The 11,136-nt window shown below is 38.2% G+C and carries 12 protein-coding genes, 1 other RNA gene and 1 pseudogene; 6 read left to right on the top strand and 8 right to left on the bottom strand.

All coding sequences use genetic code 11. The features are described from left to right. The first annotated feature begins 51 nt into the window (after nucleotides 1-51). The 3 genes from DXZ23_RS05065 (at nucleotide 52) to ssrA (ending at nucleotide 3,169) form a co-directional block, all read left to right on the top strand. On the top strand, nucleotides 52-927 hold the full coding sequence (locus DXZ23_RS05065; RefSeq protein WP_017806608.1) for a DMT family transporter: 876 nt from the start codon (nucleotides 52-54) through the stop codon (nucleotides 925-927). Between the two features lie 4 nt (nucleotides 928-931). Continuing rightward, nucleotides 932-2,353, top strand: a complete 1,422-nt coding sequence (gene sbcB, locus DXZ23_RS05060) for an exodeoxyribonuclease I (protein ID WP_017806609.1) — start codon at nucleotides 932-934, stop codon at nucleotides 2,351-2,353. A 451-nt stretch (nucleotides 2,354-2,804) separates the two neighbouring features. Continuing rightward, nucleotides 2,805-3,169, top strand: a transfer-messenger RNA (tmRNA) gene (gene ssrA, locus DXZ23_RS05055). Between the two features lie 157 nt (nucleotides 3,170-3,326). On the opposite strand, the gene DXZ23_RS05050 is transcribed toward ssrA, so the two are convergent. The 7 genes from DXZ23_RS05050 to DXZ23_RS05020 form a co-directional block, all read right to left on the bottom strand. After that, complete coding sequence (locus DXZ23_RS05050) at nucleotides 3,327-3,809, bottom strand: DUF2726 domain-containing protein (RefSeq protein ID WP_081603142.1); 483 nt, start codon at nucleotides 3,807-3,809, stop codon at nucleotides 3,327-3,329. A 793-nt stretch (nucleotides 3,810-4,602) separates the two neighbouring features. Continuing rightward, a complete protein-coding gene (locus tag DXZ23_RS05045; protein ID WP_017806613.1) occupies nucleotides 4,603-5,073 on the bottom strand; it encodes a ClpXP protease specificity-enhancing factor in 471 nt (156 codons plus the stop codon). A gap of 3 nt (nucleotides 5,074-5,076) precedes the next feature. After that, nucleotides 5,077-5,715, bottom strand: coding sequence for a stringent starvation protein SspA (gene sspA, locus DXZ23_RS05040; RefSeq protein ID WP_026138565.1), 639 nt, complete (start codon nucleotides 5,713-5,715; stop codon nucleotides 5,077-5,079). Nucleotides 5,716-6,012: 297 nt separating this feature from the next. Further along, nucleotides 6,013-6,405, bottom strand: a complete 393-nt coding sequence (gene rpsI, locus DXZ23_RS05035; protein WP_017806615.1) for a 30S ribosomal protein S9 — start codon at nucleotides 6,403-6,405, stop codon at nucleotides 6,013-6,015. Nucleotides 6,406-6,421: 16 nt separating this feature from the next. Continuing rightward, entirely contained in the window at nucleotides 6,422-6,850 is a 429-nt protein-coding gene (rplM, locus tag DXZ23_RS05030) for a 50S ribosomal protein L13 (RefSeq protein WP_017806616.1), read from the bottom strand. 255 nt (nucleotides 6,851-7,105) lie between these two features. Next, the gene (truC, locus tag DXZ23_RS05025; protein ID WP_026138566.1) at nucleotides 7,106-7,828 is read right to left on the bottom strand and encodes a tRNA pseudouridine(65) synthase TruC; all 723 of its coding nucleotides are present in this window, start codon (nucleotides 7,826-7,828) and stop codon (nucleotides 7,106-7,108) included. Continuing rightward, nucleotides 7,821-8,153, bottom strand: a complete 333-nt coding sequence (locus DXZ23_RS05020; protein WP_017806618.1) for a YqcC family protein — start codon at nucleotides 8,151-8,153, stop codon at nucleotides 7,821-7,823. Before DXZ23_RS05020 ends, truC begins: the two co-directional genes overlap by 8 nt. 140 nt (nucleotides 8,154-8,293) lie before the next feature. On the opposite strand from DXZ23_RS05020, the gene DXZ23_RS05015 reads away from it, so the two are divergent. Together DXZ23_RS05015 and DXZ23_RS05010 are read left to right on the top strand one after the other, a co-directional pair. After that, nucleotides 8,294-9,070 (top strand): Zn-ribbon-containing protein, encoded by a 777-nt coding sequence (locus DXZ23_RS05015; protein WP_017806619.1) that lies wholly within the window; start codon nucleotides 8,294-8,296, stop codon nucleotides 9,068-9,070. A 54-nt stretch (nucleotides 9,071-9,124) separates the two neighbouring features. Continuing rightward, a complete protein-coding gene (locus tag DXZ23_RS05010; RefSeq protein ID WP_017806620.1) occupies nucleotides 9,125-9,373 on the top strand; it encodes a hypothetical protein in 249 nt (82 codons plus the stop codon). A gap of 16 nt (nucleotides 9,374-9,389) precedes the next feature. On the opposite strand, the pseudogene DXZ23_RS05005 reads toward DXZ23_RS05010, so the two are convergent. Beyond that, nucleotides 9,390-10,040, bottom strand: a pseudogene (locus DXZ23_RS05005) (IS1595-like element ISHpa1 family transposase). Nucleotides 10,041-10,293: 253 nt separating this feature from the next. On the opposite strand from DXZ23_RS05005, the gene queF reads away from it, so the two are divergent. After that, nucleotides 10,294-11,136 carry an NADPH-dependent 7-cyano-7-deazaguanine reductase QueF gene (gene queF, locus DXZ23_RS05000; RefSeq protein WP_017807410.1) on the top strand — a complete coding sequence of 281 codons (843 nt, stop codon included), beginning with the start codon at nucleotides 10,294-10,296 and terminating at the stop codon, nucleotides 11,134-11,136.

The raw sequence follows: 11,136 nt of genomic DNA, 5'->3' as shown, positions 1-11,136 counted from the left end.
TCTTATTTTTCGACCGCACTTTATTTCTCCTTCTGAATTTACGGAGCAAAAATGCATTATTTGTTTCTTGCTATTCTTTGTAGTGTTGCTGTTTCCGTATTGTTGAAAACAGCGAGAAGGTTTAATGTTGCAATTGAGCAATCTATTGCCTTTAATTATGTGGTTGCACTACTATTAAGCTATTTTTTACTGATACCTAATTTTCAAGGGCTGAGTTTTACTGATTTTATTATTCAAAATGAAAATAGCGGAATTTTTCTCACTCTCGGGTTGTTATTACCGAGTATTTTCCTCATTATGTCAAAAGCAGTGGAACTTACGGGTATTGTGCGTGCTGATGCCGCTCAACGCTTATCGCTTTTTCTTCCTATTTTATCCGCTTTTATTTTGTTTGATGAAACACTTAATTTAGCTCGAGTTATCAGCCTTATTTTGGCCTTTTCCGCATTATTTTGTTTGATCAAAAAGCCTCGCGGACAAAATCAGCTTTCTATCAAGGGTGGGCTGAGTTTATTAAGTGTATGGCTAGGTTACGGTATGATTGATATTTTATTCAAACAAACTGCTAAAATGGGCAATGCCTTTCCTACAACTTTATTTATCGCCTTTACAATAGCGATGTGTGTAATGTTTGTATTTTTATTAATAAAACGCACGCAATGGCATTTATCAAGTTTGCTCGCCGGCATCATATTAGGTAGTTTGAATTTTATGAATATTCTATTTTATATTCGAGCACATCAATTCTTTAACCAAAACCCAACATTTGTTTTTGCTGGAATGAATGTTGGTGTAATCTGCCTTGGTGCAATTATCGGCGTGGTTATATTCAAAGAAAAAATAAGTAAAATCAATGGGGTAGGCATAGTGCTTGGTATTTTAGCTATCCTCAGCCTATTTTATTTAGAACCTTTTTTAGCAAGGTAAGACAATGAAAGATGATTTCAGCTTTTTTATTTATGATTACGAAAGTTTCGGCATCAATCCCGCGACGGATCGCCCCGCACAGTTTGCGGGCATTCGTACCGATAAAGATTTCAACATTATTGGCGAGCCTGTGATGTTTTATTGCAAGCAAACCAATGATTATTTGCCTTCGCCCAGTGCGGTAATGGTAACGGGGATTACACCGCAAGAATGCAATGAAAAAGGCTTACCCGAACCGGAATTTGCTCAGCGAATTTTGCAAGAATTTTCCGTGCCGAACACCTGCGTAATGGGGTTTAATAATATTCGTTACGATGACGAAATGACCCGCTATACTTTTTACCGCAACTTTATTGATCCCTATGAATATAGCTGGAAAAACGGCAATTCTCGCTGGGATCTGTTGGATTTGGTGCGGGCTTGTTATGCTTTGCGTCCTGAGGGAATAAATTGGGTTTATGATGACGCAGGAATGCCTTCATTCCGCTTGGAAAATCTCACCAAAGCCAATGGAATAGAGCATAGCAATGCACACGATGCAATGGCTGATGTGTATGCCACCATTGAAATGGCGAAGCTGATTAAGCAAAAACAACCGAGATTGTTCCAGTTTTTCTTTGAACATCGCGATAAAAAATCCCTTGAAGCAATGATTGATACGGCGACGATGACCCCCTTAGTTCACGTTTCAGGAATGTTGGGGAATTATCGTGGCAATACCACTTGGATCGCCCCGCTTGCGTGGCACCCAACCAATAAAAATGCGGTGATTGTTTGTGATTTAGATAGCAATATCGAGGATTTGCTGAGTAAAAGTGCGGTCGAATTACAGCAACATTTATACACGAAAAAATCCGAACTCGAACAGCAAGGGATTTTACCTGTTCCGTTAAAATTGGTGCATATTAATAAATGCCCAATTCTTGCCCCCGCGAAAACCTTATTACCTGAAAATGCTCAGCGTTTAGGCATTGATCGCCAGCGTTGTTTGGATAATCTCGCGAAATTGCGTGCAAATACGGAAATTCGCGATAAAGTGCTACAAATTTTTACTGACGAGCGGGTATTTGAGCCAAGTGATAATGTGGAAACGGAATTATACAGTGGCTTTTTTGGCATTAATGATAAAAATAATATGGCGATTTTGCGTGATTTACCGCCTGAAAAACTCTCAGAACACAATCTAACATTCCAAGATAAGCGGGTAGAGGCGTTGTTATTCCATTACCGTGCGCGACATTTCTATAAAACTTTGAGCAGAGCAGAGCAGGTGCGATGGGATAAATACCGCCGTAACAAGCTAGAAAAAAGTGCGGTGCAATTTGAGCAAGAGTTACAAAACCTTGTGGAAGAAAACCAAAATCACCCTGAAAAATTGGCATTGTTGCAGCAAATTTATGAATATGGAGTGAAGTTATTAGGCTAAATTTGTGATGACGTAACAAATAAATCAATTTGACAACGCGAGTTTAAAAATCGAGTACATTGGTAACTCGATTTTTTTATTTTTTGCGTAGCGTTAGCATTCTTCGTTGTGCAATCATTTTATAGTCGTTTAAGTTCAAAATAAGACAAGGCTTTGATCCACAGACAGTACAGCAAGGCGATGTAACGCCGTATTATTTTGAAATCAAACGACTATAGTTAAAGGCAAGGCAATCTTCCTTATATGCAAGAGAAGGCAACATAACCCAATGTAAAGTGCGGTGCAGATCAAAAACAAGCATTTTTTAACACCGCACTTTTATTGAGCTAAGCGTAACGCCAAAGCCTCAAGCGACACCGTTTATCAGGCTAAGGTTTGTGCTTATCATAGCGGTATCGCAAAATTTGCTTTGATAAAAAGGAAATCCTTTGCTAGAATTAACGGAAATTTTGGGGCTGATTCTGGATTCGACGGGATTAGCGAAGCCCAAGGTGCACGTCGAGGTGCGGTAGGCCTCGTAAATAAACCGCAAAAAATAGTCGCAAACGACGAACAATACGCTTTAGCAGCTTAATAACCTGCTCATAGCCTTCTCTCCCCAGCTTCCGCTCGTAAGACGGGGATAAAGAGGAGTCAAACCCAAACGAGATCGCGTGGACGCCTCCGCTTGAGGATCGAAACGTTAAATTAAATCAAGCTAGCTTAACTATCGCGTGTCTGTCCGCAGTGGTTAAGTGAAATTAAAGATAGACTAAACGTGTAGTGCTGAAGGTAGAGTAGTTTCGGACGGGGGTTCAACTCCCCCCAGCTCCACCAATCCTTATTTTTGTATCTTTTCTGTTTTAACAATTCAATAGAATCAATCACTTAGCTATTTTTATTGTTTTCCTTGTTCAATCTCGCTTTAGTAATGGTTCTTTCATTTTTTCTGTAAAGTTCCCACGTTTTATTTTGCAGAAAACAAGGGGCAGTTTCAGTTTTTTATTTTCTCCCAAACCTGCTTTTTCAACGTTTCTAAATCTAATGCTTTTAGTGCTTCAACATCAATTCTTAATGTATTTAACCCAATACATTTGAAAAACTTATCTCTTTCTTTATCTGATTGTTTTTTGCTCTTATGAATAGGCCCGTCAAGCTCAATAATCAACAAGGCTTCTAATTGTTGATTGCAAAGGAGAAAATCAACGCGTTTTTGATTGATCTTCCAAAATAACTTCTGGTTGTATTGTTTCGGTGTTGCAATACAAGAAAAGGGGATTTGAGGGAAAATATAGTAATTGGGAAACGCCATTTTTAATTTTTGAAATAATCGCTGTTCAGAATGATTCATTAACCTTGTTCTTTTATATAAACGCCCGTCTAATGGGCGAGGTTTTCTTTGCCTAAATACGGCAATTAAAAAGAGAGCCAAAGCAACTAAGCACGAAATCAATATCTGCAAAGTGGTTATCTTCATTTGTTATTTATCTCATTAATCATATTTTTAGCATTACGTCCTTATTTGAATTTTATTTAAGTAACCCGTTAATAGCAATGAATCTTTTCGCTTCATAATTCTTTAATCTTTCTTTACATTTTATTCCATTCAGTGCGTAAGCCATTAAAGTAATGCGTTACAACGTTGTGAGTTTCCTTGATTTTATCTCGTTTAACTAGTAAAAGTGATTTATGCATAAGTCTGTGATTTATTTAATTCGTAGTTTTTACTAACCCGATAACATATTTCGCATAATGAATATTATGTTAAATAAAAGGAATAAAAAGTAACATAGCTACTTGTCTAACCCTTGCCCTCGTTCACTTTCGTTATTGAGTATTAATCGTAAAAGAAAGAATGTGAATTTTTAGATATTATGAGTAAGCATTATTAGGTGAAATGTGGGTTGCTATTTGTTTAGCATTCAAAGAAATTATATCAAGGTAATAAAATTTAAATCGTTACAATGTAACGATTTGAAATTATTATAGAAGAATAAAACGGAATAACGATGAGTATTCTAAAAATTATTTTGGTAAAAATAAGAGTTGAGTGACTCAATTTTAAAATAGCGTATTCTGCTTCTCGGTTTATTATTAATATGATTTTAAATACAGGTGCTTTTATTAGTTTAGACGGTGAGAATTTCAATTGTTTATTACAAATTTTTATTAATTTTCAATAATTCAATAACAAAAGCAAATGAAGGGTGAATAGATGTATTGGCAATATTTACAAAAAAATCTGTACCAATGGCACAGATTTTTTTATGTTAATCAACAAAACGGAGTTTAGGTGGCGATTTTTTACTTTTTTGTTGCTCTGTTTGCTTAGGGTTTTCTTTAGGAGGATCGACAGCTTCAACAAAACTTAATGGCTGGCTTGCTTTAATTTGTTGCCCCTTCTCTACTTCTTCGTAGATTTCTTCAGGCTCAAACATAATTCCATCGCCATTTTCTCGAGCGTAGATTGCCATAGCAGCCCCCATTGGAACAAACACTTCTTGCGGCACACCTCGAAAACGTGCGTTAAATTGAATAAAATCATTGGTTAATGCCAAATTCCCCGTAGCATTACTCGACACATTCAGCACAATTTGCCCGTCTTGCACATATTCTTCAGGTACCTTGACTTCTGGATAGGTAGCATCAACAACCAAATATGGCGTATAGTCATTATCGATCAGCCAATCATAATAAGCCCTTAATAAATAAGGGCGTTTAGGAGAAGGTTTACGTTTCATAAATTATTTATCATCCATTAAATTTCTTGGTGCTAATTCCCCTACTGATTGTCTAAATGAATCACGTTGGGATACTCGTTCAATATAATTGCGAATAGCTTTGCTACCCGCCCCAGTAAATTCAATGCCTAGCTGCCGCATACGCCACAATAACGGTGCAACATAGCAATCAACAAGACTAAATTCTTCGCTCATAAAGTAGGGAGTTTGATTAAAAATTGGACCAATGGCCAGAAGCTCTTCTTTTAATTGTTTTAATGCTGCTGCCCGTTCAGTATCATCGCCTTTTTCTGCTTTAGTGAGCAAAGAATACCAATCTTGCTCAATTCTTAACATTAATAAGCGGCTTTTGCCACGTGATACGGGGTAAACTGGCATTAATGGCGGATGCGGAAAGCGTTCATCAAGATATTCCATAATAATACGAGAATTGAATAAGACAAGATCGCGATCGACTAAAGTCGGCAATGTGCCATAAGGGTTTAATTCCATTAAATCTTCAGAAATCGTATTTGGGCTGATTTCTTCTGTTTCGTAAGCTACCCCTTTTTCAGCTAAAACAATGCGTACTTGATGGCAGTAAATATCTTCTTTATTTGAAAAAAGCGTCATTATTGATCGTTTATTTGCCGCACTAGTCATTTATTCCTCCGCGAAATCTAAATTTATCTTTAAAAATATAACGCACTATTCTAGCATAATTTCTTGTGAAATAGCTAAGTAAATTTATCGTTTATCCGGCTATCCTATTGATAATACATTGAAATTCTTTGTTATTTAGCTCCGTACTCTGTTGTTTATATCCTTATCAATGCCTAATAGAAAGCTAAGGTACAGGCTATTTGTGGAAGTGGTTCGAAAAAATAGAGATGACTGATAGAAAAGAAAAATGGCAAGTTGAAACTTGCCATTTGAAATGAAATTTGAATACAGAATGTATTAACGTTTTGAGTATTGTGGGCGACGACGTGCTTTGTGTAAACCCACTTTTTTACGCTCAACGCGACGAGCATCACGAGTAACAAAGCCTGCTGCACGTAATGCTGGACGTAATGTTTCATCGTATTCAATTAATGCACGAGTGATACCGTGACGGATTGCACCCGCTTGACCAGAAATACCACCACCTTTAACTGTGATGTATAGGTCTAATTTATCAGTTAATTCAACCAACTCTAATGGTTGACGTACGATCATACGAGAAGTTTCGCGACCGAAATAAACGTCTAATTCGCGTTGGTTAATAGTGATTTTACCACTGCCCGGTTTGATAAATACACGAGCTGAAGAGCTTTTGCGGCGACCTGTGCCGTAGTTTTGATTCTCTGCCATTTTTTTCACCTCGTGATTAAATATCTAAAACTTGTGGTTGTTGTGCTGCGTGTTCGTGGTTAGGCCCAGCGTACACTTTCAATTTACGATACATTGCACGGCCTAATGGACCTTTTGGCAACATACCTTTAACCGCAATTTCAATCACAGCTTCTGGACGGCGAGCAATCATTTCTTTAAATGTCGCTTGTTTGATACCACCTACATAGCCAGTGTGCCAGTAGTAAATTTTATCGCTTTCTTTTTTACCTGTTACGGCAACTTTGTCCGCATTGATAACGATGATGTAATCACCTGTATCAACGTGTGGAGTATATTCAGCTTTATGTTTACCACGAAGGCGACGTGCTAATTCAGTCGCTAAACGACCTAAAGTTTTACCTGTCGCATCTACTACATACCAGTCGCGTTTAACCGTTTCTGGTTTTGCTACAAAAGTTTTCATTAATTAATTACCAATAAAATAATATTAATACCCAGTGTTCAAATTTGAACACAACCATGAATCTCAATCTTCACCCCTTCGAGTGTGATCTCGATAAAATAATGTGCGGTGGGAAAGCCGACACATTCACAGGGTCGGGCAATTATACAAGAGCTTTAACAAAAAAACAAACGAAAAAAGCACCGCACTTTGAAATTCCTAGGAAATTTCTCGTATTTTTACGCATTTGATGTTTCATCTTTTCTTTTTGCACGTTTACGCTACCCCATTCCAAGAAAACGCATCGAATAAGCATTGCCATTGTTCATCTAAAGGTGCGGTGATTTTTAACCGATTTTTTGTTATAGGGTGGTTAAACGCAAGCGTTTCTGCGTGTAACATTAGCCGTTGCACGCCAGTATGTTCGGTTAAAGCGCGGTTTTGATGTAAATCGCCATATTGCGTATCCCCTAAGATAGGGTGAAAAATATGCTTTAAGTGACGACGTAACTGATGTTTTCTGCCCGTATGTGGAATGAGTCTAACCAAAGAATAACGGCTGGTTTGATAACGCCCTACCCCATAAGGCATTTCCACTGTTTTTAAGCCTTCATAATTTGTGATTGCGTCTTGCGGTGCTTTATCTTGCTGAGAAAATTTATCGGCAATTTTATCTAATTGAACTTTCAGCGGATAATCAATCCTGCCCTGCTCTTTCAAATAACCACGCACCACCGCCAAATAGCTTTTTTCCACCTGCTTTTGTTCAAATTGTTCACACAGCAATTTGGCAATTTCCCCATTCAAGGCAAACAGCAACACGCCAGATGTCGGGCGATCTAAGCGATGAATAGGAAAAACGTGCTGCCCAATTTGATCACGCAAAGTTTGCATCACAAATTGGGTTTCGTGGCGATCAAGCCAGCTACGATGTACCAACATTCCCGCTGGCTTATTCACCGCAACTAAATATTCATCTTGGTAAAGAATATTAAGCACGGTCATTTTGAGCACTGCAAATTTCTTCGATGGCTTTCAACGGCTCAATTAAGCGTTGCACTTCCACAATATCCTTTTCTTTTAAGGCTTCTTCAATATAAGGCACAATCGCCATTTTGTGCGGTAACGGTTCGTTGCTTTCAATAACGGCATACATTCTCGGAATAAACACCCATTGCAACCATTCGTATGCATTCATTGTGTCGATGCAAAACGGCTCAACGCTATCAAATGCTGCCGCTTCAGGTGCAACGGCTTGCCAAAGGGCTAATTCTTCCATTGCTTTTTGTAACTGTTGTAACTGATATTTTGTTTGTTCACGCATTGTGGTTTCCTTAATTTGCTTTCTCATCTTATTCTGCCTAAAATGTGGCATTCACCTTTCGTGCAGAAACAAAGGCGTTATGATACCACAAAGCTAAGTGCGAAAAAACGCAATCGCTTTCCTATAAATTAAGGCAGAGAATGTATTTAATTGAAGCTTTTTTTACCCTTACCGAACCCAACAATGCGGTTTACCCATTGATTAATCAAGTGATTGAACAATGGCGTTATAACGGGCAAATTCTTGGGCGAGAAATTCCCCTTTTTCACGCTGAATTAGAAGCTCAGCAAGGCATTGCTGTGCGTGTAGTTTGCCCCGAACAACAAAGCTTGTTGCCCGAATTTAATAATTCATCAGTACAAAATGCCTTAGGTAAGGCACAAAGTGCGGGGATAAATTTTGATAGTTTTCAAGTGATTGCCGATGACATAAATTCTGATCTCACCTATCAAGGCGAGCGACCAAGCTGGCAAGTGCTTTACACCACCTATTTACAATCTTGCTCACCGTTGCACAGTGGCGATGATAACTTGCCTGTTCCACTGTATAAATTTTTCAAAAATGCACCGCACTTGAGTTTAGACCTCATCAAATGGCAAGAAAATTGGCAGGCTTGCGATCAGTTACAAATGAACGGCACGGCTCTAGAAAGCCAAGCCCTTGCTGAAATTTCTGATTTGCACAGCAATTTATCCAAACACGGTTATGCCTTATGCCAAGAAATTGAGCAATACACCGGCATTCCGACTTACTATTATTTATATCGCATTGGTGGCGAAAGTTTGGCCGCAGAACAACAACGCCGCTGTCCAAGCTGTAATAAAAACTGGGCGTTAAACGCACCGCACTTTGATCTGTTTGATTTTAAATGTGATGACTGCCGTTTGGTATCAAATTTATCTTGGCACTGGCAATAAAAATAATAAAAGACTATATTTGCTTAACATAACTGTAATAAAAGGAATAAAACAATGAGCCGTTATTTAATTACTTTTGATATGGATACAAATTGCCTTAAAGAGAACTATCACGGAAATAGCTATAACAATGCCTATTATGATATTAGAAATGTATTAGAACAACACGGCTTTGATAATTTACAAGGAAGCGTTTATTTAGGCAGAGAAGGGATTAGTGAAGCACACGGCACAATTGCAATCCAAGAACTTACCGCTAAATTCGATTGGTTTTATCCTTGTACTTCAAATATTAAATTTTAGGGGCTGTCCTAGATAACTAGACTAAACTCCCTTTAACCAATTGTTTTAAAATAGAAATTTGACTTTTTATGTTGCTGTAATTAAAACGCCATTCACATTCCTTTAAATAAAGCTCAAAATGTGCTTTTGGGATACCATTAAATTTGCGTAAATGGCGTTTTGCTTGGCTTCAAAAATTCTCAATTCCGTTAATGTGGTTATGATTTTCAGCAAAATGTGTGCTGTGATTGATACGAAAATGACTAAATTCACTCACATCAAGCACGTCATAACTACGATAATTATCGGTGTAAACAATACTATCAGGCTTTACCTGCTCCCGAATAATGGGTAACAAGGTGGCAGATTGCGTATTTGGAACCGCAACGGTATAAACCTTGCCATTGCGCTTGAGAAGCCCGAATACCGCAATTTTCCCTGCCGCACCACGACCACGTTTGCCTTTGCGAGCACCGCCAAAATAACTTTCATCGGCTTCAATTTCACCTTCAAACATCTCTAAGTGAAGGCTGTTTTGATAGATGAGTTGGCGTAAACGATGAAAGTAATATGCGGCAGTCGTTTTGTTTACATTGACTAACTCTGCTGCTGTCCTTGCAGTAACACCTGCAACAAATAGCTCAATGAGTTTATTTTGTTTGTGCTGACTTAGACGACTTTTTCTCATTGGTTCATTCTAACCTAAATAGATTTTTTAGTTGTTATCTAGGACAGCCCCAAATTTTATCGTATCGAAAGTGATCTTAATGCTGATTTCATTGCTTATCAAATTCATCAGGCAAAACAAAGATTTAATCAAAGATTAGCAATGCTAGAAAAAAATCTCATTGACGCTGGATTAACGCAAAAGCAAATCAAAGAAATATTAAGTAAAGAAGTTTTTGCTTTAGAAGATATGAAATAATAAAACAAGGAAAAATATGAATTACAACCACCAAAGTTTACACGCCTTAAAATTAGGGCAAGAAACAAAATATGCACAACATTATGACCGCACTTTATTGCAAGCTGTGCCACGTCAATTAAACCGTGAACAGCTTGGCATTGTGGCAACACAGCCTTTTACCTTTGGCGCAGATATTTGGACGGCTTATGAAATCTCGTGGCTTAATCCCAAAGGTGTGCCGCAAGTGGCGATTGCGGACGTGGAAATTGATTTTCGTAGCGAGAATTTGATCGAATCAAAAAGTTTTAAGCTCTATCTCAACAGCTTCAATCAAAGCCATTTTGACAGCTCTGCCCAAGTGCAACAGATTTTGCAACAGGATTTAGCGGATTGTGCCAAAGGGCAAGTCAAAGTGCGGTTAAATTCTTTAGCAAATTATGACCGCACTTTTATTGCCAGCCTACAAGGTGAATGTATTGATGAACAAGATATTGAAATCACCGATTATCAATTTAACCCACATTATTTGGAAAACAGCACGCAAGGCGAACAGGTTGTCGAAGAATATTTAGTCAGCCATTTGTTAAAATCAAATTGTTTAATCACACAACAACCCGACTGGGGTTCGTTGCAAATTCATTATGTGGGCAAACGGATTGACCGCGAGAATTTGTTGCGTTATTTGGTTTCTTTCCGTCAGCATAACGAATTTCACGAACAATGCGTTGAGCGAATTTATTGTGATTTAATGCGTTTTGCTCAGCCTGAAAAGCTCACCGTTTACGCCCGTTACACACGCCGCGGTGGGTTGGATATTAATCCGTTCCGCTCGAACTTTGAAACCGTGCCGCACAATGCACGCTTAGCCAGACAATAG

It is taken from the genome of Avibacterium paragallinarum (assembly GCF_900450705.1).
GTDB classification, from domain to species: domain Bacteria; phylum Pseudomonadota; class Gammaproteobacteria; order Enterobacterales; family Pasteurellaceae; genus Avibacterium; species Avibacterium paragallinarum.
The sequence above is the reverse complement of the archived record's forward strand: the minus strand, read 5'-3'. Positions and strand labels throughout refer to the sequence as shown.